This is a genomic window from Nostoc sp. (assembly GCF_036919815.1).
Taxonomy (GTDB): domain Bacteria; phylum Cyanobacteriota; class Cyanobacteriia; order Cyanobacteriales; family Nostocaceae; genus Nostoc.
Genome location: NZ_JBALCE010000008.1, coordinates 16,260 through 39,240 on the forward strand (window position 1 = coordinate 16,260; position 22,981 = coordinate 39,240).

At 42.5% G+C, this 22,981-nt stretch carries 35 protein-coding genes and 2 pseudogenes; 14 read left to right on the forward strand and 23 right to left on the reverse strand.

Going from position 1 to position 22,981, the window contains the following annotated elements; translation table 11 throughout:
• Positions 1-355 precede the first annotated feature (355 nt).
• A complete protein-coding gene (locus tag V7K15_RS02350) occupies positions 356-910 on the reverse strand; it encodes a hemerythrin HHE cation-binding protein (RefSeq protein WP_334902669.1) in 555 nt (184 codons plus the stop codon).
• A 429-nt stretch (positions 911-1,339) separates the two neighbouring features.
• Positions 1,340-1,477, reverse strand: a complete 138-nt coding sequence (locus V7K15_RS02355; protein WP_334902671.1) for a hypothetical protein — start codon at positions 1,475-1,477, stop codon at positions 1,340-1,342.
• A gap of 424 nt (positions 1,478-1,901) precedes the next feature.
• Here V7K15_RS02355 and V7K15_RS02360 point away from each other — a divergent pair, with 424 nt between their 5' ends.
• Entirely contained in the window at positions 1,902-2,324 is a 423-nt protein-coding gene (locus V7K15_RS02360; protein WP_334902673.1) for a hypothetical protein, read from the forward strand.
• 79 nt (positions 2,325-2,403) lie between these two features.
• Here V7K15_RS02360 and V7K15_RS02365 read toward each other — a convergent pair whose 3' ends face one another.
• Entirely contained in the window at positions 2,404-3,633 is a 1,230-nt protein-coding gene (locus V7K15_RS02365; protein WP_334902675.1) for a TetR family transcriptional regulator, read from the reverse strand.
• A 406-nt stretch (positions 3,634-4,039) separates the two neighbouring features.
• Between V7K15_RS02365 and V7K15_RS02370 the strand changes: the two genes are divergently transcribed.
• A complete protein-coding gene (locus V7K15_RS02370) occupies positions 4,040-4,897 on the forward strand; it encodes an acyl-CoA desaturase (RefSeq protein ID WP_334902677.1) in 858 nt (285 codons plus the stop codon).
• Positions 4,898-5,019: 122 nt separating this feature from the next.
• Positions 5,020-5,448 (forward strand): annotated as a pseudogene (locus V7K15_RS02375) (Rpn family recombination-promoting nuclease/putative transposase); the annotation flags it as partial.
• A gap of 385 nt (positions 5,449-5,833) precedes the next feature.
• On the opposite strand, the gene V7K15_RS02380 reads toward V7K15_RS02375, so the two are convergent.
• From V7K15_RS02380 to V7K15_RS02420, 9 genes are all read right to left on the reverse strand, one after another.
• Positions 5,834-6,298: a hypothetical protein gene (locus tag V7K15_RS02380; RefSeq protein WP_334902679.1), complete on the reverse strand. Its 465-nt coding sequence runs from the start codon at positions 6,296-6,298 to the stop codon at positions 5,834-5,836.
• A complete protein-coding gene (locus V7K15_RS02385) occupies positions 6,298-6,549 on the reverse strand; it encodes a hypothetical protein (RefSeq protein ID WP_334902681.1) in 252 nt (83 codons plus the stop codon). Before V7K15_RS02385 ends, V7K15_RS02380 begins: the two co-directional genes overlap by 1 nt.
• Positions 6,549-7,175 carry a hypothetical protein gene (locus tag V7K15_RS02390; RefSeq protein WP_334902683.1) on the reverse strand — a complete coding sequence of 209 codons (627 nt, stop codon included), beginning with the start codon at positions 7,173-7,175 and terminating at the stop codon, positions 6,549-6,551. Before V7K15_RS02390 ends, V7K15_RS02385 begins: the two co-directional genes overlap by 1 nt.
• A 69-nt stretch (positions 7,176-7,244) precedes the next feature.
• Positions 7,245-8,207, reverse strand: coding sequence for a hypothetical protein (locus tag V7K15_RS02395; protein WP_334902685.1), 963 nt, complete (start codon positions 8,205-8,207; stop codon positions 7,245-7,247).
• A 6-nt stretch (positions 8,208-8,213) separates the two neighbouring features.
• Complete coding sequence (locus V7K15_RS02400; protein ID WP_334902687.1) at positions 8,214-10,685, reverse strand: hypothetical protein; 2,472 nt, start codon at positions 10,683-10,685, stop codon at positions 8,214-8,216.
• The gene (locus V7K15_RS02405) at positions 10,675-11,274 is read right to left on the reverse strand and encodes a hypothetical protein (protein WP_334902689.1); all 600 of its coding nucleotides are present in this window, start codon (positions 11,272-11,274) and stop codon (positions 10,675-10,677) included. The genes V7K15_RS02400 and V7K15_RS02405 overlap by 11 nt, the downstream gene beginning before the upstream one ends.
• Positions 11,271-11,816, reverse strand: coding sequence for a hypothetical protein (locus V7K15_RS02410; RefSeq protein WP_334902690.1), 546 nt, complete (start codon positions 11,814-11,816; stop codon positions 11,271-11,273). Before V7K15_RS02410 ends, V7K15_RS02405 begins: the two co-directional genes overlap by 4 nt.
• The gene (locus tag V7K15_RS02415) at positions 11,803-12,147 is read right to left on the reverse strand and encodes a hypothetical protein (RefSeq protein ID WP_334902693.1); all 345 of its coding nucleotides are present in this window, start codon (positions 12,145-12,147) and stop codon (positions 11,803-11,805) included. Before V7K15_RS02415 ends, V7K15_RS02410 begins: the two co-directional genes overlap by 14 nt.
• Positions 12,148-12,471 (reverse strand): hypothetical protein, encoded by a 324-nt coding sequence (locus V7K15_RS02420; protein ID WP_334902694.1) that lies wholly within the window; start codon positions 12,469-12,471, stop codon positions 12,148-12,150.
• A 218-nt stretch (positions 12,472-12,689) separates the two neighbouring features.
• Here V7K15_RS02420 and V7K15_RS02425 point away from each other — a divergent pair, with 218 nt between their 5' ends.
• Together V7K15_RS02425 and V7K15_RS02430 are read left to right on the forward strand one after the other, a co-directional pair.
• A complete protein-coding gene (locus tag V7K15_RS02425) occupies positions 12,690-13,271 on the forward strand; it encodes a tyrosine-type recombinase/integrase (RefSeq protein ID WP_334902696.1) in 582 nt (193 codons plus the stop codon).
• Complete coding sequence (locus V7K15_RS02430; protein ID WP_334902697.1) at positions 13,268-13,420, forward strand: hypothetical protein; 153 nt, start codon at positions 13,268-13,270, stop codon at positions 13,418-13,420. The genes V7K15_RS02425 and V7K15_RS02430 overlap by 4 nt, the downstream gene beginning before the upstream one ends.
• 90 nt (positions 13,421-13,510) lie before the next feature.
• On the opposite strand, the gene V7K15_RS02435 is transcribed toward V7K15_RS02430, so the two are convergent.
• Positions 13,511-13,759 carry a hypothetical protein gene (locus V7K15_RS02435; protein ID WP_334902699.1) on the reverse strand — a complete coding sequence of 83 codons (249 nt, stop codon included), beginning with the start codon at positions 13,757-13,759 and terminating at the stop codon, positions 13,511-13,513.
• Between the two features lie 124 nt (positions 13,760-13,883).
• Between V7K15_RS02435 and V7K15_RS02440 the strand changes: the two genes are divergently transcribed.
• A complete protein-coding gene (locus V7K15_RS02440; protein ID WP_334902701.1) occupies positions 13,884-14,255 on the forward strand; it encodes a hypothetical protein in 372 nt (123 codons plus the stop codon).
• Here V7K15_RS02440 and V7K15_RS02445 read toward each other — a convergent pair.
• The 6 genes from V7K15_RS02445 to V7K15_RS02470 all read right to left on the reverse strand — a co-directional run bounded on the left by V7K15_RS02445 (position 14,173) and on the right by V7K15_RS02470 (position 16,646).
• On the reverse strand, positions 14,173-14,778 hold the full coding sequence (locus tag V7K15_RS02445; protein ID WP_334902703.1) for a DUF4102 domain-containing protein: 606 nt from the start codon (positions 14,776-14,778) through the stop codon (positions 14,173-14,175). The genes V7K15_RS02440 and V7K15_RS02445 overlap by 83 nt on opposite strands.
• Positions 14,779-14,845: 67 nt before the next feature.
• Positions 14,846-15,286 carry a hypothetical protein gene (locus V7K15_RS02450; RefSeq protein ID WP_334902705.1) on the reverse strand — a complete coding sequence of 147 codons (441 nt, stop codon included), beginning with the start codon at positions 15,284-15,286 and terminating at the stop codon, positions 14,846-14,848.
• A gap of 5 nt (positions 15,287-15,291) precedes the next feature.
• On the reverse strand, positions 15,292-15,582 hold the full coding sequence (locus V7K15_RS02455) for a hypothetical protein (protein WP_334902707.1): 291 nt from the start codon (positions 15,580-15,582) through the stop codon (positions 15,292-15,294).
• 67 nt (positions 15,583-15,649) lie between these two features.
• Positions 15,650-15,913, reverse strand: a complete 264-nt coding sequence (locus V7K15_RS02460) for a hypothetical protein (RefSeq protein ID WP_334902709.1) — start codon at positions 15,911-15,913, stop codon at positions 15,650-15,652.
• Positions 15,914-15,916: 3 nt separating this feature from the next.
• Positions 15,917-16,114 (reverse strand): hypothetical protein, encoded by a 198-nt coding sequence (locus V7K15_RS02465; protein ID WP_334902711.1) that lies wholly within the window; start codon positions 16,112-16,114, stop codon positions 15,917-15,919.
• 118 nt (positions 16,115-16,232) lie between these two features.
• Positions 16,233-16,646, reverse strand: a complete 414-nt coding sequence (locus tag V7K15_RS02470) for a hypothetical protein (protein ID WP_334902713.1) — start codon at positions 16,644-16,646, stop codon at positions 16,233-16,235.
• 459 nt (positions 16,647-17,105) lie between these two features.
• Between V7K15_RS02470 and V7K15_RS02475 the strand changes: the two genes are divergently transcribed.
• The 5 genes from V7K15_RS02475 (at position 17,106) to V7K15_RS02495 (ending at position 18,701) form a co-directional block, all read left to right on the forward strand.
• Positions 17,106-17,342, forward strand: a complete 237-nt coding sequence (locus V7K15_RS02475) for a hypothetical protein (protein WP_334902715.1) — start codon at positions 17,106-17,108, stop codon at positions 17,340-17,342.
• Complete coding sequence (locus V7K15_RS02480) at positions 17,343-17,729, forward strand: hypothetical protein (RefSeq protein ID WP_334902717.1); 387 nt, start codon at positions 17,343-17,345, stop codon at positions 17,727-17,729.
• Positions 17,730-17,830: 101 nt separating this feature from the next.
• Positions 17,831-18,016 carry a hypothetical protein gene (locus V7K15_RS02485; RefSeq protein WP_334902718.1) on the forward strand — a complete coding sequence of 62 codons (186 nt, stop codon included), beginning with the start codon at positions 17,831-17,833 and terminating at the stop codon, positions 18,014-18,016.
• A 101-nt stretch (positions 18,017-18,117) separates the two neighbouring features.
• Positions 18,118-18,456 carry a hypothetical protein gene (locus V7K15_RS02490; protein WP_334902720.1) on the forward strand — a complete coding sequence of 113 codons (339 nt, stop codon included), beginning with the start codon at positions 18,118-18,120 and terminating at the stop codon, positions 18,454-18,456.
• 14 nt (positions 18,457-18,470) lie between these two features.
• The gene (locus V7K15_RS02495) at positions 18,471-18,701 is read left to right on the forward strand and encodes a hypothetical protein (RefSeq protein WP_334902722.1); all 231 of its coding nucleotides are present in this window, start codon (positions 18,471-18,473) and stop codon (positions 18,699-18,701) included.
• Here the strand turns inward: V7K15_RS02495 and V7K15_RS02500 are convergent.
• Entirely contained in the window at positions 18,698-18,829 is a 132-nt protein-coding gene (locus tag V7K15_RS02500; RefSeq protein WP_334902724.1) for a hypothetical protein, read from the reverse strand. The two genes, V7K15_RS02495 and V7K15_RS02500, sit on opposite strands and share 4 nt — an antisense overlap.
• Positions 18,830-19,039: 210 nt before the next feature.
• Here V7K15_RS02500 and V7K15_RS02505 point away from each other — a divergent pair, with 210 nt between their 5' ends.
• The 3 genes from V7K15_RS02505 (at position 19,040) to dusB (ending at position 21,788) form a co-directional block, all read left to right on the forward strand.
• Positions 19,040-20,239, forward strand: a complete 1,200-nt coding sequence (locus tag V7K15_RS02505) for an IS110 family transposase (RefSeq protein WP_334902726.1) — start codon at positions 19,040-19,042, stop codon at positions 20,237-20,239.
• Positions 20,236-20,655 carry an Rpn family recombination-promoting nuclease/putative transposase gene (locus V7K15_RS02510; RefSeq protein WP_334902728.1) on the forward strand — a complete coding sequence of 140 codons (420 nt, stop codon included), beginning with the start codon at positions 20,236-20,238 and terminating at the stop codon, positions 20,653-20,655. The genes V7K15_RS02505 and V7K15_RS02510 overlap by 4 nt, the downstream gene beginning before the upstream one ends.
• Positions 20,656-20,732: 77 nt before the next feature.
• Positions 20,733-21,788 carry a tRNA dihydrouridine synthase DusB gene (gene dusB / locus V7K15_RS02515; RefSeq protein ID WP_334902730.1) on the forward strand — a complete coding sequence of 352 codons (1,056 nt, stop codon included), beginning with the start codon at positions 20,733-20,735 and terminating at the stop codon, positions 21,786-21,788.
• Between the two features lie 77 nt (positions 21,789-21,865).
• On the opposite strand, the pseudogene V7K15_RS02520 reads toward dusB, so the two are convergent.
• The 3 genes and pseudogenes from V7K15_RS02520 to gloA2 form a co-directional block, all read right to left on the reverse strand.
• Positions 21,866-22,003 (reverse strand): annotated as a pseudogene (locus V7K15_RS02520) (Rpn family recombination-promoting nuclease/putative transposase); the annotation flags it as partial.
• The gene (locus V7K15_RS02525) at positions 22,000-22,419 is read right to left on the reverse strand and encodes a GNAT family N-acetyltransferase (protein WP_334902732.1); all 420 of its coding nucleotides are present in this window, start codon (positions 22,417-22,419) and stop codon (positions 22,000-22,002) included. The pseudogene V7K15_RS02520 and the gene V7K15_RS02525, both read right to left, overlap by 4 nt.
• Before the next feature lie 44 nt (positions 22,420-22,463).
• A complete protein-coding gene (gloA2, locus tag V7K15_RS02530; RefSeq protein WP_334902734.1) occupies positions 22,464-22,856 on the reverse strand; it encodes an SMU1112c/YaeR family gloxylase I-like metalloprotein in 393 nt (130 codons plus the stop codon).
• Between the last annotated feature and the right edge of the window lie 125 nt (positions 22,857-22,981).

Consider the following 22,981-nt stretch of genomic DNA (forward strand, 5'->3'; position numbering starts at 1 on the left):
TTTGAGATCTTCTTAATTGGGATAATTGTTTTGAGTTAGAGATGATTCACTCTTGAAAAGCATGCTTCAATGTAGCATAAATCATATGAATCTATTAGACATCTCCGGAAAAGATTTAGAAATCTTAAATTTACGCGCAGACCTAACCCCCCTACCCCCCTTCCCTACATTCGCGCAGCGTCTCGTTGGCGTTCGCGTTAGCGTCTCTGAAAGAGAAGCCTCTCGTAGAGAAGAGAGGGAATGGGGAATTAAAGCCTCTCTCCGTTTCGGGGAGAGGTTTGGAGAGGAGTCATGCATTAATTTTCGGAGATGTCTATTACGCTCCCATGAATGACGTGCCCTCTGCCACTCATTGCTAGCTTACCGCGCTGCTTACAGCACCCTTAAGGGCTGCAATTCCCTGTTCAATGCTAGCCCACAGACCCATGTCAGGTTCTTTACCGGCTATCTCTCGCGTTCCGACGAAGTAAAGAACGCCTTTAAGAATCTCTTGGTGAGCGCGATTTTCAAAATTAACTCGGTTGAGCGGTTCCATCACATCTTGAAGCTCATCACTCAAGGACTGGGCAACCTTGTGTAGAACCAGCCCAGTCATTGTCTGTTGATGCTTTAGCAACTCAAGCTGTAAGTACTTGTCATATAGAGTTACCTCGGAGCCGCTCATCATTTGGCTTACCTTCTGGGCATGTTGTTGAGTAATGTCGCGAGGTTCTGCTGCGTTGCCGTATCTAGAAATAGCTGCTTCGATGATGCCGAGATTTTCGCGATCACTCTTAATCATTCCTTCGAGCCGCTCGCAAATCGTATTGTCTTCCGTCTGTGCGATTAACTTTTGCTCAGTTTCCAACAGAACATTCTGAAAAAGCTTTAGATCAGCAAGCTTAGTCGCTATATTTGTCACATCGGTCATTATTATTAACTCCAGACTACAGGTTTTATCGGTTATGACAAGCTCTCCTCACTTTTTCCATATTCTCGTAAGGTTTAAGTAAGTCCGTCCCTCTTCAGAAAGATTTATATCAAGTTCGTCATAGCCGGCTATCAACGCTGAATGGCACGAATAAAAGCGGAAATCCTTACCAGATGGAGATTACAGCTTTTCATGAATGAATAGTCATGCGATAGCCCTTGGTGGGCACTCCGTGCCATCGCGCATCCCCATACCTGCGTTGAAGAGGAGACTTGCGCCTGGAAACAGCAGGTTCACTTTTTTCCGTTTTCCCAACAATGGGTCATAAGTTGGTATTTGAGTTCTGACTGAATTAATTAGTAATTATGTACTAAAAAAGGTCTAGTGAGTTTTTTTCACGCAATCAAATAGGACTCCTATATTGCTTTTCTAATGTGGAAGAGGCAATCGCGGTTTCATCAAAGGAGCGATCGCACAGTTAGCAAAGACTTGTAGTTGAATTATATTTATGATATTTTTCAGCGCGATCGCCTTCGCCGTAAGTCGGGTTAAGCCGAAGAAAACCATTCTCTAATACTCCAACACGATTTCAAAGTACCTCAACATGACTTTGAAGTACTCCAACACAAGTTTCAAGTACTCCAACACGACTTTTAAGTACTTCGACATGACTTTGAAGTACTCCAACACGACTTTCAAGTACCTCGACATGACTTTGAAGCACTCCAACACGACTTTCAAGTACCTCGACATGACTTTAAAGTACTCCAACATGACTTTGAAGTACTCCAACACGACTTTGAGGTATTTATTGCTGATATTAAGTAGTTTTTTTGACAAATAAAATAAAAGTTTCAGTATAATTCACTAAAAATAATCAAGCCGATGTCAATTTGCTTTAATTTTTCCGAATAATTTCTCAGAGAAGTTTATGGTTGCATTGGCTAGAGTATATGCAGTAACCACTAAACCTCCTTCAGGAGCGCATTTTATGGCACGACTAAAACGCAGTTCACCTTCTCTCGAAAAAGCTCTACGTCGAATTGCAGGAATGCGATCAATTAGCTCTACGCTAGAATTTGGCAACGGATTAAATTTGACAGACTACGACAGCCGCATCCAAACTTTGCAAACCGAGCTATCTACCTACAACACTTCACTCTCTAGCCTAGATGAAATGGCAGGTCGCCTCTCTCTAATTGAAGAAGAATTGCGCGGCTACTCTGAAAAGATGTTAATGAGTGTGGCAACCCATTATGGCAAAGACAGTTTGCAATATATCCAGGCGGGAGGCAAGCCACGCAAGAAATTATCACACCGTTCGAGCAACACCCAATCCCTATCTGAGAGTACAGCTACAATCTTGAATGGTGCAAACAACAATGGTAAAGAAACCTCTGTTGTTTTACCTTAATCGTTTAACTGCATCATGCTAACCGATTCAGTTATCAGTTATCAATTCACTGTTCACTCATAAGTAATCTCTCCACTCCCTATCCTGGCTTATGATCCAAACGGGTGGCTTGCTCTAGGGCGGCTTTTTCTCTGGCTCGGCGGGCATAGGGTTGTAATTGGGCGCGATCGCAACTTGTTAAAATAGTCAAGTTTTCTAAGCTGATTCCCCGCATTAACATTTCTACGCGCCAAGTTTGTTGTGCCTGGGCTACAACTGGGGTTTGTCCTTGGGGAGTTAACAATCCTTGACTCCATATTTCCCAACGTATCTGAAGCTCTGATTCTGAAAGCGGTTTGCCTGTTTCATTCAAAAACATCGCTGTTTGAGCATCTTTACGGCTTTTCAGCCATTTGATTAAGGGATTATTCGTAAAAGAGCCATAGCGTTTGCTCAAAATCCACTGATTCACAGGTACTTGACGGACAAATCCTGGGATGATGATTTGCAAAAAGTACCCTTGAGTATCATAAATTTGGTGCGATCGCTCCAAGCTAATTATTTCTGTGGCAGATAACCCAGCCCCAAACAACACATAAGCCAAAGCATAATCTCGCATTCCCAATTTCCGAGCTTGTTGCAGAATTTCGTGAACTAAACTAGCTGGTAAATCAGCTACTTCTGTGGTAGGAAACCCTCCTTGTAAGGAGTTTGTTGCTGATTCTGCTGAAGATGACATAGCTCCATGTAAAAACAACTCCACCAAATTTTCCAGAAAATCATTCCGATCCTCCCAAAGTTCGTTAAATTCGCTGGTGAACTCAATTACGGCATATCCCAAGATCATCCCATTCAGCAAACTGGCTAATTTTTCTGCGGGTAAATAGGTTTTTAAGTGTCCCTGCTGGATTACAGTAGCTAAATACTGAGCTACATAACGGTTTGCCTCTGTTACTCCCCTGCCTAGTGCGCGGCGATTTTCTGCCGGAAATTGGTCGGCTTCACCTACCACAGATCGGACAAACTCTGGCACTCGTTCTAATGCATGCAAGCTGTCACTTGCATAATCTTTAAGAGCTTGGTAGACATTGCCGGGAGGTGTTGCCCGTCGCACCAGCGACTCACCTAAATTCTTAAAGGCTGCGGACTCTTCCAGCACAGCTAAAAGCAGCCCATGCTTATTGCCAAAATTCCGAAATAGAGTCACTTCGTTGACTTCGGCTTTTTCAGCAATTTGACGGGTTGTGGTGGCGCTGACTCCCTGAGCAGAAAACAACTCAAGTGCAGCTTCAATCAAGCGTTGACGAGTGGAAAGGAGTTGAGACGACATAGAAAAATGCAAGTGGCACTTGCATAAAAATTAGAGTTTTGCTAGCATAACAAATGTAAGTGATACTTGCTTTACTTTACCCTACGGGTGAGGCTACGCACAGTCGCTAATGCGGTAAACCCCAGACGCTCTCTTACGAGACGCTAAAAGCGTAGCTTGCAACTCTTACAGAGTACGCGGACTCGCGATCGCCCTTAACGTCTCCCCTTCAAAGGGAAAGGCTAGCGCCAAGGGAGAAAACCGCAGTGGCTCACCTTCTCCCCCTCGTGAGAGGCTAGCACTCAGGGAGAAGACCGCGCTAGCTCACTGTAACCAACTGGTGTATAAGGCGGGTAAATCCTTGTGGGATTACGCCCGATAAAAAGTAAATCGGAAATCGCTTCATCATCCATCAACAGGAATTTTTATGACCGCAAATTTTGGGGCGATCGCCCCTGAGAGAGGCAACTCACCTCAACTCAGTTGGACAAATGTAGTATTTTTTGCTGCATTTCATGCCTTAGCACTTCTGGCCCCTTGGTTTTTCTCCTGGTCAGCATTAGGTTTGCTAGTGTTTCTGCACTGGTTATTCGGAAGTATTGGTATTTGTCTGGGATATCATCGACTACTGAGCCATCGGAGTTTCCAAGTTCCCAAGTGGTTAGAGTATGCGATCGCCCTGATCGGAGCGCTGGCTTTGCAAGGGGGGCCAATTTTTTGGGTAGGTGGACACCGCCAGCATCACGCCCACACCGAAGATATCAATTTAGATCCCTACTCTGCCCAAAGAGGATTTTGGTGGAGCCATATACTGTGGATTTTCTACCCGCGTCCAGAATTTTTTGACTATGAAACCTATAAAAAATATGCCCCTGATCTTGCAAGACAGCCCTTTTATTGCTGGCTGGATCGCTACTTCTTGCTGTTGCAAATACCCTTTGGGCTGCTGCTTTATGCATTAGGAGGATGGTCTTTTGTGTTCTACGGAGTATTTCTCAGGTGTGTCTTGCTTTGGCACTCAACCTGGTTTGTAAACTCAGCATCACACCTGTGGGGTTATCGCACCTTTGATGCCAATGATGGTGCTCGTAATCTGTGGTGGGTATCCATCGTCACCTATGGAGAAGGATGGCACAACAACCATCATACTTATCCCCACATGGCCAAATCTGGGTTGTCTTGGTGGGAAATTGATGTTACTTGGTGGAGCATCCTAGTTTTGCAGACTTTGGGTTTAGCCAAAAAGGTTGTCTCGCGTCCTCCTCAAGGTGCAACTCACGGCTAAATTGCAACTAAACCATCATGAATTTGCCAGGCCGACTGCTGATTTGCCGTCGGCTTACTAATTTTTCTCAGTAGTATTACACGGTAAAATCACAACAGGGCAATCTCAGCAATACATCAAGCGTGAAAACTGACAGCATTTTTTATCGCCTTTTTCAAGAATTTCCTAGCATCTTTTTTGAATTAATAGGCAACTCACCGCAAACAGCAGAGGCTTATAAATTTTCCTCAATTGAAATCAAGCAAACTGCATTTCGTATAGATGGCGTTTTTCTCCCAACACAAGGGGAAGAAAATCCGATTTACTTTGTTGAAGTCCAGTTTCAGACCGATACAGAAATTTATTCACGCCTATTTTCGGAAATTTGTTTATACTTACGTCAAAATAAACCTAAAAATGCTTGGCGAGGAGCAGTTATTTATCCCAATCGCAGTCTAGATACAGCAGACATCAAGAATTACAGTGAATTTTTCGACAGCCAGCGTGTAAGTCGCATTTATCTAAATGAATTAGGTGAAACAGCATCACTGCCAGTTGGAATTGCTACTATGAATCCCCAGAGGACTAAAATTTGTCGTCTCGAATCTGAAATCCAGTTTTGCTATGCAAGTAACTGGCTACCTGGGTTATCCAGTTAGCGAGGCGGGTAAATTTATGCTCAATAGCCTTCTCTGTAGAATTTAATCGATACAGGTAGATATATTCCTTGTCGCTCTTGTATTCGATTATGTGTATTTCTAGTTTGTTATTGATAGTGTTTATTCGAGCAATCAAATCATCTTTTGAGCTATCAATAATTACTAGCGTGCTTGCCTCAATGCGAGAAATTCTTGCATTGATATTAGCCTCTACCTGAGCTATTTTGTAGATTGAGCCAATCAAAGCAATCAATCCAAGAATGATCGTCAGAGAACTGCTAACATCAATTTTCATTATTTAAAAAGCATCATTGCCCGGAACTACTGCGGACTTGATAATATCTAATTCCTGCTGAATAAGGGTCTGGTCACTTCCCTCATATTGATAGACAGCTAAATTGCATGAAATAAACCATTGAGGAATATTGATTTCTATCTGATAATTATTCAATAAATTATCAGAAATCACCAAATTAAATCGGCTTAAAAATAATGGTTTTCGGTCTTCAATGTATATTTCTCCTAAAGACGAATTAGCAAAACGGGAAAGATTACCAGCATAAAACCATACCTTACCAGCAGGAATAGTGGTATTTATGCTAATTGCTAATATTGGCTTATCTAAAATTACGTCAGGACGAATTGGTGTAATCTTCGCATAATAAACCTTCTCTCTAATAATTCCTATTACCGTAGGAGGGATAGATACCGAATGCATCAATTGCCAGTTGGATTCAATAGATAAATCCAGGTTTCTAGTCATTACCTCATTAATAAAACCATATGTTCTTCCACCTCACCAACAAAGCGCAGTGGGTCGATGCCGTAATGGTTTAGTAGTTCAAAGTAGGTGTAATCATCAATTGTGCCAGCTAGCCACTGACTAGCGGCAGCGTTGATAATAAGCATTCCTTGGGCAGTAGAATCATCAGCCTGCCCATCAACAGATACAGTAAGTAAATCGCTAATATTTGGTGGAAGCCACAGCAAATTATTATTAGATGCAATGGACATTAAACATCCTCTGGAACAAAGCGGTATTTGCTAGCCAAGGCATTAGCGCTACCAGTAAACAATGCTATGAATGGAGTTTTTTCTTTAATAGCTTGCATAACACTATCATAAGTATCAGCAGCAATTTTCTTGCCAAAATGACCAGTAACAGAATCATTCTCGTGGCGATAATAAAGCCTTCCAGTAATCCGAGAAGCTTCCTTAGTGGTTGCAGTTTGTACGCGTTGAATCACAGTTACTGTCGCCGGTTTAAACTTAACGCCTTCGATGATGTTAGGAGTGGTTAAAGCCAATAAATTTGTAGGTGTGAATGTGAAATCATCAAGAATATTGGCTAATGCTGTAGCCAAAACAGCACCTCTACCGGTTTGTTCTACGGCAATTATTCTACTAGGAAGGTATATAAGATTTGTACCACTTGAACTAAAAGGAATGACAGCCCCAAGAATTCTATCGGTTTTAACCTTATTAGCAGCAGTGGTTACGGCTGCATATGCTACTTGCCTGGCTGCTGTATCCTTTTCTAGCCACGTAATATATTTAGCGTGATCTGCGGCTAATCTAACACCACGACTAATGTCTTTATAAGCCATTTTATTTTTTACTAAAACTTCTTTGTGATTCAACCATAGCAGCCGTTTTAGCGTGGTTCATCTCCCGGAGATATGTATATCTCCAGGCAATTTTAGCGTGGTTTAGATTTTAACTAAAGGCTTGTATCTGTGAGTCGTATCTATTAAAAATGTTGGACTGGGATTTCCAGGAATAATTGCATAAGCATACCTAAATCTCACGTTTACTACAGGACGATAAGCCCGTAATTTCCGAGTTTTACCCATAATTATTTGAGTAGCTGTGGGTATTCCTACGGTGCTAAGTTTTTTTGGATCATGGACAGTAATTTTTGTTTCATCAAAAACTATATCGATACAATCACATATAAGTTGATAAATATTTGTTGCAGAAGTTTCGGAATTGGCTAATATTTTAGAGCCTTTTGGAAAGCCATTTATCGTGTCATGATAGCTAATGCAAAGATTTCCTTTAGCATGAATAATTCCAGATGCTTCATGAACAAATTTGGTTTTAATCTCGCCAGCTATCTCTTTTAAAGTTGCAAGCAAATTTTCTGAAGTATTTTGCAACTTCATTAATCTAACGCTACATTCTGCATCATAAACAGTTCCTCCGACTGGCACAGAGGCAATATCTTGTGAGAAATAGAAAACTATTTTGGGATGCCCGACCACTGGAGGATCGTAATTTTCTTTACTTCCATAAAAAATTGATAGTCCGCTCCGACCATATCCAAGCAAATCAAACAGCAAATGGTGGCGTAGATTCATCATGAGTTGATTGTCAGAATCTAACATCGTACAAGCTACGCATAAGCTGCTTCTAGCGGTTGCAATGTTTGGCTTCCAGTCAGTTGGTAAGTCTTTAAAATATAATTTTACTATTGCATTATGCTGAGGAATATAGACTTGTTGCAAATGCTCAAAAGGATCGAAACCATCGGGCAGCGAATCTATACTTGGGGTTGCAGCCGTTACAACAGGTTTTGTTGGCGTGGTTGTGGCTCCCGTAGCGATAACTGATGGCGGATTTACCGGCGTCCACTGGCTATTCGGTACATAAACTTTGTCGTCTTCACTCATAGCTGTTTACTCGTTAAACCCAAAAATGTCATCAATTGTCGCTTCAATAATATTGGTGCTATCAGCTTTAGTTTGCGCTGCAACCGTATCAGAGACAGTCGGGACTGGGACAGTTAGCCCGGGTTGATATTTAACAGGTAGCCCAGTTTTGGGATTGACTATTGGATTACCATCCTTATCCACAGGATCTTTTTGATCGAGGGATTTAATTAGTTCCGAAACACTATCATTAATACCCACAGCGGCCGCAGTGATACCAATCGGTATTGCGACCATAGCCATGATGGTGTTTGCTTTTTCGCTGGCACTATTTAAAAATGTAAAAAAGCCTCCCTTGAGATTTGGTTGTGGATTCATGAAAGCATAAGCTTTTTCCCCGACTACACCCCATACTTTGAGGGCATTGCCAACTTTGGCAACATTGCCACCAATCAACTCCATACCAGCGCTCATAATGCCTGCCATATTACTGAGTTGGTTATGGACATTAATACCAGCTTGGTAAATTCTGTTGGCCTTTGCCCAATCTTCAGTGATGGTCGTGTAGTTTGCTTTGCCGATGGTGTCGGCGATGATTTCATGTGCAGCCTTGCCTAATACGCTACTTATGCTAAGAGGTGTACCATCTAATCCTTTTGGCAGAATAAACGCTAGCACTTGATCAATGATTGTTCCTAGCGTTTGAGCAAGGTTGTTAGACAACATTAATCCATTGTGTACCGTCACGGCAAAGGTGAGAACGGATAGCGCTTTTTCAATATACGTATTTTTAGCGATCGCGGTAATCAGTGCTGTCACTGCGGCAATTTGCGTGGTGAAAAATGATTTTACGCCGCTAACGAGTCCGGCAGTCGCAGCATTTACGTTGGCACGAGTACCAGCGTGTTGCTGAATAATTAAAGCTCTCAGTCCTGCAACATCTGCTGGATTCACATCAATACCATTCCTTCCGGGTAATCCATTCAGTCCATTTCTTCCAGGTAATCCACTCCTTCCGGGTAATCCACTGATGCCGGGTAATCCTCTGTCGCCTTGTGGACCTGGTGTCCCAGGAATTTGAACTACTGTTGTTATTCCCGGCGCTCCATCGATCCCATTCCTGCCATTTATTCCGTTAATACCATTTCTACCCGGCGGTCCTGGGATACCTTGTAATCCGCGTATTCCTTTGAAAGCTTGGTAAAGGGATAATGCCGTAAGCGCCACACCAAGCGCTTCTAAAGCTTTGGCAAATGCTTCACCAGCGTGATTATCGGCTTTAGTAGCTTCTCTGGTAGCGTTATTAGCCGTCGTAGTGGCATTATTTGCGATCGCAGTGGCGTTATTGGCTGTGGCAGTAGCTTCCACAGCTTTTTGGTATGCAGTTGTAGCATTGTCATTTGCCTGTTTTGCATTTCGCACAGCACCGTCAGCAGTTGTTTGCGCCCCTGCTGCTTTACTAATAGCGCTATCTGCTGTACTTTGTGCCCTAGCAGATGATACTTGAGCATCAAGAGCAAGCCGTGCAGCACCCTCTCCAATCCCTTTAGCTTCAAGAGCAATACCCCTTACTTGTCCGATTGTCGCCTCGTTATTGGCAATGCGGTTTTGCAAACCCAGTAACTTACCCAAGATACCGGAGATGCTAGCGCCAAGTGCCTCTAATCCGCGCTCTACAGCATCGATGCGTTCCCCAAGAACTTCAAGGGTTTTAATTTGCGCGATTATTTCCTGAATTGCCGCGATAATTACAAAAATTTCGGCAATTTTAGAAGCAAGCCCAAACACTTTTGCTAGTGCCTCCCCTGCTACAGTTTGTGCAGATCGACTAATGCCTATTGCCTCCAGTCCCTTAGCCAGCGCTTCCCCTGCTGTGCCAGCCACCTTAGCAATAGCACCTTCCACAGCACTAAACCTACTGCCTACGGACTCGCCTAATGCTGTAATGTCTTTTTTAACATTGTCAACTAAACCGCGAACGCCTTGTACCTCTTCTTTTGTGGCTTTAGCAGCTGCCTCGACTCTCGCTGCATTAGCTTCTGCCATGATTGGCTGTAGCTCGCGCTTATAGGCTACATCGGATACTGCGTTTTTAAGTTCTGCTGATAACTTGGCATCAGAAGTATCTATTTTTGAACCAAGCATATTGTCGCCATAATGCCGTTCTCTAACTTCTTTTTCTAATTCACTTAAATTGTTGTAAGCATCTCTAGCAGCTTTATCAGCAGCAGCTTTCGCTTCAGCAGAAAGTCTTTCCACAGGCGGTAATTTTACTGCTGTATCGCTAGCAATATTTTTGGCTTGAATAGCAAGACCTTTTGCAAGGTCGATATCTATTTTTAATCCCGAAGTTTGTTGTATTACTATTCCACCTACGAGTGGGATAATTGCTATTTTAGCTTGCTCGATTATTGCGTTTACATCTACACGCGGAATCCGGGCGATCTCTGCTCTCAGCGCTGCAATTTCCCCAGCTAAACTAGCGCAACTATCTGCCATTTTTCTCCTTCAATTCATTAGTAATAGTGCGAATATTTGATGCAACAGCACCGCAATCCAAACAGCAATATCCTGGGTATGAATCGCTGTGACATTCACATTGTCCTTCTGGACAGTTCCCACACGATACCGTGAAACTTACAGGGCATTTGCCCTTAGCTTGAAATAATTGTTGTCCACCATTAGAAATGATAATTTGACATTTATCGCCCAAGGCTGCAACCGGACAATGAATATTATTGTCAATTGTTATTTGTCCACTACAAGTAATTTCAATAGTTCCAAATGTTGTCGCATCACAAGCAATGAATTTTACGAATAATCCTGTCTGTGGTTCAAAAAAAGTACCAATATTCCCAACACGAGTTTTGTAATCCAAAACAATTTGTGTGAATCTTCCAGAAAATGATTGCGGACTAAGAAAACTAATTTGATATCCTTGGGGATTGTAATTTGTAGTAGTACCCTCTGGAGGTGCTGTACCAGTAAATACCTCAATTGGAGCAACATTTGATTGATAAATAATTGGTTCACGGTCAGAAAATTGATAGGTGACTTTTGGGCTATCACCTATCTTGCAATAATTCACTGTTTAATGCCCCATAACTTTGTTAGTATTATATAAAAACCAGATGAGGAGGCATTTTTACCTATAGTAGTTATCTTGAAAGTCTGTATTCCAGGTGTGGCTATATTAATAGTCGTATGGAGGGTAATGCCAGTAAAATTATTCCCGTAAAAATCCAAATCACCTACTACCTCTGTTCCATTTACATTTAATCTAATTGTTCCACGATTGCTACCTTGTGCCCCCAATAAATAAAAAGTATAATTTCCGGCATCCAGTAACTTATTAAATTGAAAACTATCGTTAATCGCAGGCGGATTTTGATAGGCTAAAGTGCTGTAAGCATAATTAGAATAAATATCCGTCATCAGCCCATTCCCAGTTAAAATAACACTTTCATCGTGCCAATGAGAAAAGCTATTAGGGAAGATTTGACTATTCCTTGATCCACCACCAAGTTGAGATATTGGTATGTTTTTGTAAGCATTATCATTTGCAGTTTCGACAAGTAATAAATCACCTGCTGAAACAGATGTAATACTAGGGTATTCAGATATTTTCATAAGGTTTTACTTGGCTGAATAGAAAGCATGAATTTAATTTACCTTTCGGAAATAGATATCCCCAAAATTGCACCCATGTACTACTGTAAAAAAGATGATTGTCGTAAGTGACTGGTATATTATTCTGGTCAGTCACTGTCAAACCATTTTCATCTGTAAGCTGACCCTCATACTGTTGATGCACAGTATTGATAATTCCCGCAAATAAGCTATCAGCAGTATTATTTAGAAGTGGCGTTAATCCTAATAAATTTGCTTTGTAAATGGTAATAGTGGTAGATGTTTCTACCACGTTCGCTCCAAACAATTCTTGTATAGTAAGCAGTGCCATTTAGTAGTTGTCTGGGTCAAAAGTACTGTTGAAAATAGAATAGAAATTGATGGTTTTAGGTAGTACTAAAAGCTGACTTGTGCCGACGGTTACGATAGTTTGATAACCGTCTAAAATTCCGACTGTTCTAGTCGTATCGCCACCAGTGACAGCACTATCAGGAATATTAGTTTCTGCCTGGGCGATAATTCCCCCAAGAATGCTATCCGCAGTGTTAGTGGCGGATGGTGTCAATCCAGTTAGATCCGCCTTGTGAATAGTCACCGTTGTTGCGTCTTGGGTCGCGTTGGCTCCGAATACTTGTTGTAGGGTTGCAATTGCCATTTCAAAAAACGGATTAATGAAGTGAATAACTCCGTTGTATGAGCAATTAAAAATTGTGTAAATGTTCCAGTTTTATGTAAAAGCAGAAGAATTACCGATGACGTGTAAGCATTACTGACAATAGGATTGAGGCGAATGATCCTATTATTTAGAGTTATGAATATTCCGGTTTGACCAGTGCTAATGGTCAAACCGGAATAGGCAGAAGTTGAAAAATTGTGAAAAACAATCGAAATGGACAAGCCGCAGTTTTGACCGACGCGGATTATTCCAAAATTCGTAAGCAGATCCGCAATCAAAAATATAAATTACTTTTGGATCTTGCTTCGTACACCGGGGAACGCTGGGGGGCGTTAGTAAAGTTGCAACTTCGTGATGTGTATAACCTTGACGGTTCACCTTGCGAGTATATCAATTTTCAGGCCAGGACTCGCAAGGCAACACCCAACGGGAAGCGACAGACGCGCCAAGTGCCAGTTCATGATACTTTGGCTGAATTGCTAGCAGCATATAAACCAGTAGCGGGTTCAATTTGGTTATTCCCATCTAGAGAGGGAGATAAGCCAATGTGCTTGCGGGGAGCTGACCAAATTTTACGCACAGCTGTAGAGAGAGCTGGACTTGCAGCTAAGGGTATATCGACTCATTCCACCCGCCGGACATTTATTACCAAGCTGGCAAGTCGGGGGGTGAGTTTAGCAACTATCAAAAAAGCCACTGGTCACACTGACTTGAAGGTGCTTTCGCGGTACATCGAGGTAACTGATGACGATGTTAAACAGGCGATCGCAACTCTATGAACGCCAAACTCCTATTCCTCCAAATTGAAATATTCTTTGGCCGCCTGCAAGAGGGGAAATACGACCATCCAGTTGCTTTAGCTATGGCACTGGAGAGCTTGGCAAATATGGCATGGGACGAGGTAGACACGGTTTACCCAAATCTGTGACAAATTGCACGCTTGGGGATAGGCTAGAAATCAGTTTGTAAAGATTGCGATCGCACTCTCATGCATTATCAGCGCGATCGCATTTTTCATTTAAGCAGCCGTAGGTGCAACAGGGTAGGCAGCCAACGCTTCATCTATTAAGGCTTGAATGTGTGGGTTGTCTGCCAAGATAGCTGATGCTGTTGTGTCATCAGCTCCTAACATGACACCAATTTGAGCTACAGCTTTCTCTTTATCAGCTCTTTCAGTAGAAACTTGTTGAATCAAGTTTCTGATAATTTCTGCAAATTTGTTCAACAGGGCGGACTGGGTTACAAGAGCGTCGTCTGTCTTACTCATAAATTTTGGTTTGGTGTTACAACACAACAGTCATAACTCCTAACTCCCTAGATTGCATAACCACTCCCTAGATTGCATAACCACTCCCTAGATTGCATTTGCCACAAAAAGGCTGTATCCTGCCATGACACAGGCATTTCAGGCTACAAACAATGTCAGACCCGGACAAAACAGCACCAGCTTCAGACCCGCTTGGAACCACGGGAAAACCCAAACTATCCGCGTACCGATCGCACTCGCGGAACAAATTTTAGAATACGCTTATGGGGTTGATTCTGGTCATCAGATGGATCAACAGATGATTTTACGAGTCATTGACTCTTTTGTAGAACAAAGAATTTCACAGTTCCACCCCAATCAGCACAGTAGTACTGGCTCGACCACTAGCCGCCGATGGGATGAACTGCGACGGTTTAGAGCTGCGATGGCAAATGGTACGATTCACCCCAAGACTGAATTAACTTTTGAATCTCCGAGGGCGACTGCCCATCACTAATCCAAACTTCTACGTCTGCCTTTTTACGTTTAGCAAGGATGCTATCCACACTACCCAGGTAGATCCGGTTTTTCTTCCTGCCTACCATCCAGCAGTACCGAAAATACCAATACTTATTACCAGACCGCTCAACCCAGTATTTCTCTACCCAGTGGGTATCGTGTTGGGGCGCAGTTTTTTTAGTATTTAATGCTACCTGTCCAGCAACACGAGTTTTTACTGTGGTGTCAATAGTGCTTGAGGTAACTTGCGCCCCAACAAGTGTTTGCCACTCTGCCCAGGCTTGCTCATAATCATCCAGGTTCTTATAATCGCTTGGGTCTGGTGGCTCCTCGCTATCGTCGTAAAAAATTGTCAGTTGCCCGTCAGAATCAGACTTGTGGGGAACTTGTCCAAAGTGACTGGGATTCCACCTCTGTTCTTGCTTGACTTGTTGGGGCGCAGTTATCTCATCCCAAAACCGATCGGGAGTGCTTTCAAACTTCGTGAAAGCTTCTAAATCGAATAGTGTAGGTTGCTTCATAATCAGAATGGTTTAAATGTCGCTGCTTCCGTTTTCAAAGGAAGCAGTTTTTCTATGTATCTATTCCCTAGTAATCACTTGGAAGCTTGTCAGGAAACCAAGATTTTAAAGTTTCGATAAATCCAGATAACGAAAGGGTATTATCCTGCCAATAACATTCACGTAAACAGCCAATCAGCCATGCTTGAGGATCACGAATTTCTTGATGTCCACCACGAAGAAGAAAATGCTTTAAAGCTAATTGAACATCTTGAATATCAAACTCAAGTAGATGTCTGGTTGTTCGTTTATTTGGGTCAAAGTATATTTGGTACTCAGCACAAGCCGTCAGTATGTCGTGTTGCCTTTCTAACTCCTCAAATTCGGCTGTTGTGGGAGTAAGATCATTGCTGCTGCTGTTAAACTCCTCTTCGGCATTAGTATCATCTGAGGGGTCTGTTTTGTAACTAGAGTTATGATTTTGTAAGTTTTTTTCTCGCGGCTTTTTGGGTGGATTTAACCATGACAATGGTCTTAAAAGTATCCTTGATGTGTTCCAGGCAAAGCGTTTAATTGTAAAACACGGCATGATACCAGTGTTTCAAACATCTTTTTGACGTAGTTGTGACCGTATGGTTTACCCCTGATCTTGGCTACCCAGGCATTAAATTCTGATAAATCCGGCTCTATCTCGCTGGCAATTTGCCCTTGTCTCATTAGCCATTGCCAAAGGATTTTTGCGGCGGGTGGAATATGGTGTTGATAACAGAATGCGTCGTGTTCTTCCGTCCAGGCAGGATTGATTTTAATTGAGTTTTCTGGCATAATTCGTATTAGTTACTTTCAGGAAGCCACCACGATCGCAAAATCTTTCGGTGGCTTTTTGGTTTTCTTAGTTGGCTTGAGGATTGCGTGATTTGCGGCGCTTGATGGCTGTCGCTACCTCTTTGATCTGATTCAGTAGCTGGAGGTTTTCTGCCAGAAGTTCTGGCAGAAGTTCTGGCAGAAGACCTACCACATATCCTGCTAGTGCTGTAGCTTCGTCAGGTTTAAGTTCTGGGTCGAGGCTGCTGATATAGGCGATTAGTTGATCTAACTCGTAGATGGCTAGAGTTCTGGCATTGAGTGATTTTGATGAGATTTTATATTTAGTCATTGGTTAATTCCCATCGTTGCCTTGCCACTCAACCTCAATGGGTGTATCTGGGAACCGATAGTAATTAACCGAGTGGTAAATCCCTTGATTTCCTTTGATGCTCCTCAGAATACAAATCCATCCGTCTAGGTACACCGCCGCCGGAAACTGAACTACAGCCACAAATTCCTTTTCTGCAATTTTGTCTCCGAGCTCTGTCAAGAAAACTGCTTTTAGTGCCATCTGTCATAAGTCATTTGTCATAAGTCACCCCGATCGCACCCCAACAGAAGCGCGATCGCAAAACAAAACCGCCCTAGCCACAGTGGGCAGGACGGTTTTATTCAGGTTCTTCAGTGTCATCTGATTCGTCTTCAGTTCGCTGGATTACAAGTGCTTTTCTAAGCCTTAGCTCCAGCCCTTCAGCATTAGCTAAAAATTTCTGTTCTTGTTTCTTACTTTCGTCGAGCCTTGCCTCTAGCCTGCCTTGATGTGATTTCACGTAGTCAAGAAACTGCTGCTTTAGAAGCAAAACCTCTTCTAAAATTTTCCCAGCATCGCCGTGTCCATCCCAGGCGATGGCTGTCCTAGTGATATTTTCTCCTGAGCTATGAGCCGAAGCATCTCCGATCTGTTTAGTCCCATCGACTGAGCTATCTTGTCCATATTCTCCCAGTCGTACTGACTCATCCTTACGTTTACTGTTTTTGCGTCGTCCGCCAACGTTTTGGGTCGTGCCATTGCTTGTTTTCATAGAGTTATCTCCATTTTATCTTTACAAAACTTTTTTGCAAAGACATAATGTTGACAGATTACGTCTTTGCGTAATAATATAGTAATGCAAAGACAAAACTTTAGCAACACAAATCGCTCCCCAACGCCTAACCCTTTGCGTTGCTTCCTGGAGCAAATCACCCGCGCATTGCTTTTATGCCCCGCCGCGGACACACCCTGTAATCACCTGGTAGCGATCGCGGTAACGAGTTTGCCGCGCGGCAATGTTTGATGTCTGCACACTTAGTAATGGAGAAAAAACATAACTTCAATTCAAGAACTGCCTCAAAAGCTCCAAACCCTTCTTGATGAAGGGCGAGTAGTCATAACAGATGTAAATGGTCAAGATTTTGTCATTTACGGTTCTGGCTTTGACATAAATCAGAGAACAATTACCTTAGCTCAGAGGGGAGAGGGGGGGCTAATAGCAATTTGCTGGATGGCCACATTCCAAATAGACACACCAACCAACCCAGGAAACCAGATGACAACCACAGTTAGAGAATTGCTTGAAGTCCTGAAAGACTACCGTGAGGAGATGGTGGTAGTCATCAAAGATGTCAATGATCAAAAGTTCCCGATCATTGATTTCCAGTCGCAAGCCAACACCCTGAACATCATCATTGGCGAAAAACAAGGGGAGGAAGAGGAGGAACAACCACAGATAAACAGCTAATTGAAAAGGCGATCTTCTACCAAGGGAGCGATCGCCAAAGGCATCGTATTTAATATCAAGGAGATTATAGTAATGTCGAAGCCAGTGGGACACTTTACGAGTTACACCCTGAATGATGGCTCCTTACTGGACTCTCTTCAGGAGGAGTATGGTAGCACATTTGAACTAATGACCAAGCGCGAGAAGCTGTATTTGATTAGTGCGATCTCTATTCAGCTGTGTGACCAAGCTCCCGGTCGCTGCCGTGATGAGATTTACGTAGTTGGGCATCAAATTAATAGCTCGCTACCAAAAGCAGATAAAGAGGGATTACTCGAAGCGCTAATCAATCAGGTGCGCTGGGGTCGCAGTCTTTCAGATACGGAGGCAAGTATGCCTATGAAATAATCGGATCATTCAAATGTCTATGCATTTAATAGGGAACCGCCAGCGTCGGCTGGAAACCTCGCGCTGATGTTACACAGTAAACAAATTTAGGATTTAAGACTATGACTTACTACGATCAACTTAGACCGTGGGCAATTTTTCAACGGCTGCCCTCTGGTCAAAATTGCTGCATTGCCCGATTACGGACTCGAACTGATGCGGATGCTTACGCCAGCCTTTTGCGCCAGGGGGGCGGAAAATTTGAGGTAGCTTTCGATCAAGTCAAGCACGAAGTTAATCAAGAATAGCTCAAAAATTCATTTGCGATCGCACTCCTGCGCGATCGCGATCGCCTTTGAGATTGATTCAAACAGTTCAAACTTGTACAAGTCAAAATTAGCACATAACCATGAAAATCAAAACCATCTCTTACCAACGGGTAGTAAATCTCGGAAATTACGAAAGTAAGCGATTAGAACTATTTGCAGAAGTTCAGGAGGGAGAAGACGAGGAAGTTGCTATTTCTGCTCTTATGGAAAAGGTAGAGCGAAAAGTCAGCGAGTATTATGACTTAGTAAATGAGTCGAAAGACCTGCGAACGGGAATCAGAGAACTTAAAAGGGAACTAGTAGAACTCAAAAGTAAAAAGGATGAGTTGACCACAGTCCAGGAACCTGAACCAGACAATATCCCTTTTGAATCTGGGGATACATCCAAGAGTAGTGGTGATATCCCCGATGGATTTTAACGAGGATAAAATTTATGAATAATGAAGAAAATTTAAATATCCCACAACCAGATCCAGCATGGGATTATTACATAATTTGGCATTCGTGCCAACATATCAAAGCCAAAATTGACGCAGCTTTAAAAATCATGCATGACAGCGAAAATGCAAATAAGGAAATAGATAAAGAACTCTATGATTTGCTCGATCCAGCTTCGGAGAATCTAATAGAAGTTATTCAACACTTAAAGCATGACGACCATTAACCGCCTGATGAATCGTAATTTAAATTGCGATCGCGCAGACAACAGCGTGGGCTACCTGACCCAGTAGCCGAAACGGTGACATCGTTGCCACCGTCGCGGGTTGTGTCCAAAGCACCCGTACAGCACATATACACAGCAGTTTAGGGCTTTTACTATGAAACAAGCTTTTGGCTTTCCTAATTTCATAAGCTCGGCTGCTTTTCGTGTGCTGTTTCCTCCAGATGTTGCCGCAGTTAGCGCTGCGGCATTGCCTTGAGAGTGAATTAGGCTCAACGGCCTTCGGGTGATTCATAGGCATGGCATTTGGATACAAACAGAACCACCCAGAGGAGAACTGAATGATTAGAATTTTGGGACTTGATGTCAGCAAGTCCTCGGTTTCTGCTTGCCTACTTACTGAAAAGCCAGAAGTTCCACGTCAATTTTATTATGAATGTCCGTTCAATTTCTTTAGCGCCAATGCCCAAGGAATTAAACAGTTGCTGGAGCTAAAGCCGGACATTGCAATTATGGAGCCAACCGGAGTTAACTACAGCAAACTTTGGGGTACACATTTAGCCCGTGCTGGTGTGGAAGTGCGGCTTGTAGGACACAAGGAATTAAAAAATTACCGAGCCAATCACCTTGCACTACCTGATAAAGATGATGATGCAGATGCTTTAGCACTTGCTTGCTACTATTTTGATTATCAGCTAGACCAACGCCGATTTATTCAAATTCGCGATCGCTATATTGTCAGAATCCGCGAACTAGTGCTGAGACTTGCTCACCTAAACCGGGTACAGTCACCGATCATAAACCGAGCGCGGCAGGATTTAGCCTGGCAGTTTCCAGAGGTGGCACAGGTAAAATCGCGGCGAGGTGAGGCTGGCTTGGCTCCCTTGCTGTGGGGTTGGCTTGCAGAAATTCGCAAAAGTACCCGCTACGATCGGCTTTATAGTGAAACTGTCGGATTGGGAATCACTGACACCGTTCGAGAACATGCAAAACGCATTTGCAACCTACAACGCGAGGAACACGGCATTGAAGGAGAATTGCGAGAACTACTTGCTGATTCTAGATTTGATGCTTACCGCGTAGTTTTTAAAAAGTTTGGGTTTGGAGAGCGTGTTCAAGCGGTTTTGATTTCCCAAATTTATCCCATTGAGGGATTCTTGGATGCTAACGGAAAGCCAGAAGTGCGGATACTCAAGGGGCGAAACTCTAAAAAGCCTACCAAACGGCATCTTTCGCTGAGAAGATTCCAAAAAGCATTGGGCGAGGCTCCCTCGATGGAGCAATCTGGCGATAAGAAAAAAACTAAAGTTGTTGGCGGGTCTGACTTGTGCCGTAAATCTCTCTGGCAATGGGTTTACACCCGTATTGAACCGAAGCGAGTGCGTCTCAAAAATGAGATTGGTAAAAGTCTAGGAGAACAGTTAGATGCTGAAAAAACAGCAGGTCGTCCCATGAGGCTGGTTAGAAATCGGATTGCAGCCAAAGCAGCGCGGCTATTATTTAGAGAATTGGTAAAAGCGCTCACCAATTGTCTAGAGTGAAATTAGTGGTCGAAAATGAAGACACAGCAATAGTAGCTGCCAGAGAATTAATAGACAGAACCCAGCAAGAAATTAACATCGAACCCCAACGGCGGCAGTTATTAGAATTGATAGAGACAATATTAGTTTATAAGTTTCCGACGATGAGTCGAAAGGAGATTGAAAGTATGTTTGGATTAAGCGATTTGCAGCAAACACGAGTTTATCAAGAAGCCAAGGAAGAAGGCAAGGAAGAAGGCAAGGAAGAAGGCAAGGAAGAAGGTAAGCAAGAAGGAGCGCGTCAAGAAAAATTTAGAATGATACCTTTGTTATTCAAATTGGGATTGAGTTTTGAAGAAACAGCGAAAGAGTTAGGTTTGAGTCTAGAAGAGATTCAGCAAGAAATGCAAAAACAGCCTCCAAGTCAGGATATGTAACCTACAATTAGCACTGAATCAGAGATACCCCTAAATATTTCTGCCATTTTTCATTCCCGCAATTTTTAATTTTTTGTATGATTTCCCTGTCTCCCATTCTCCAAGCTAGACTCTCCCAACCCCTGAAAATTGGCTCCTTCGAGGTAAAAAGTCGGGTTCTCCAGTCGCCTCTATCTGGGGTGACGGATCTGGTGTTTCGCCGTCTCGTGCGTCGCTATGCGCCAGATTCGATGATGTATACCGAAATGGTGAATGCTACGGGGTTGCATTATGTCAAGCAGTTACCCAAAATCATGGAAGTAGATCGTAATGAACGCCCAATTAGCGTTCAACTATTTGATTGTCGTCCAGATTTCCTGGCAGAAGCGGCAATAAAGGCAGTTGCAGAAGGTGCTGATACTGTTGATATTAATATGGGTTGTCCGGTAAATAAAATCACTAAAAATGGTGGCGGTTCTTCGTTGTTGCGGCAACCAGAAGTAGCAGAAGCAATTGTGCGGGAAGTGGTAAAAGCTGTTGATGTCCCTGTAACCGTAAAAACCCGTATTGGCTGGAATGACAACGAAATTACTATTCTCGACTTTGCCAAGCGGATGGAAGATGCCGGGGCAAAAATGATTACAGTACATGGACGCACCCGCGCCCAAGGATACAATGGCAATGCCCGTTGGGAATGGATTACCCGTGTCAAAGAAGTGCTTTCTATCCCAGTGATTGGGAATGGAGATATTTTCTCTGTTGAAGCGGCGGTGAAATGTTTAGAGCAAACTGGCGCTGATGGTGTAATGTGTTCCCGTGGGACTTTGGGTTATCCCTTTTTGGTGGGAGAAATTGATCACTTCCTAAAAACTGGGGAAATATTACCGCCACCAACCCCAATTGGGCGTTTGGAATGTGCAAGAGATCATTTACAAGGCTTGTGGGAATATAAAGGCGATCGCGGTGTACGTCAAGCGCGTAAGCACATGACTTGGTATGCTAAAGGTTTCGTTGGTGCTGCCGAACTCCGAGGACAGTTAAGTGTAGTTGAAAAGGTAGATCAAGGTTTGGCAATGATTAATAAAGCAATTGAAAAACTAGCTAATGGTTATGAACTAGAAGAAGAAGCGCAAGGTAGTTTGGTGATGCTTTAAAAAGACGAATTGTTGGGTTGACTGATGCGATCGCTCTACTTAATCATGATCTAAAAACTTGATCGCCTCCCGCACGGCGCTGCCTTACGAATAGGTTCTAAAGATAATTCTTTTGGACTTAGTTCTGTTAAGGTAATGGGTTCACCTCATAACCAAGTGGCGAAATCACTGGAGAACTTTTCAGCTAAAAATTTGCAGATATTGTCAAAATTCACAGGTATTTTTCCATGACATAGTTTTTCAACCAAACTCTCAGCCGTTCTACTTGCTGTTCCCTGACTATGCTAAATCCCTTGTTTTCAAAAAATGGCTTTGCAGTAATACTCGCTTCTGTATATAGCCGTTTAATTCCTCGGAATTTGGCAGTATTTTCTATATGACTTAAGAGTTTTGAGCCAATACCCTTTCTTTGGTATTTGCTATGACAATAAAAACAATCAATGTGACCATCGGGTTCTAATTCTCCAAATCCAACTATCTCACCATTATTTTCTGTGATGTAGGGAAGCTTGGCTTGTAATCTTTTCTGCCAAACATCATAATCCATACTTTCCGGTGCCCAAGCATTGACTTGTTCCTGAGTATAATCGCAAATATTGATTTCATGAATTGTATCGTAAAACAATTTCATGATTGCCTTAGTATCAGATAGTTTATATTCTCTAATGATCATATTTAAGTCGAATATTCATAAATCTCTAACGGCAAATTATCAGGGTCTTTAAAGAAAGTAAATTTCTTCCCTGTAATCTGATCAATTCTGATATTTTCTACTTCTAACCCTTTCGATTTTAAATAAAAAATGGTTTGCTCAACATCCTCAACTTTAAAAGCAATATGCCTTAAACCACAAGCTTCTGGTTTACTAGCCCGTTCTGGAGAATTCGGGAAAGAGAATAGCTCTATTTGATCATTTTCTCCAACTCGCAAATCTAATTTATAAGAATTTCTTTCGGCGCGAAAAGTCTCTTGAATAATTGAAAAGCCTAAAACTTCTAGATAAAATCTTTTTGAGCGATCGTAGTCAGAACAAATAATGGCTATATGATGGATGCCAGTGGTTTTCATTGATGGTTATGAAGCTATTGATAATTGACCTATAGTAGTTTTATCAGAGTTTCGCCAGTTTTTTCAAATAATCCTTCAGGGTGATTAATTTGGCTTGGAAAAAAACCAGATTATCCACCCCAAAC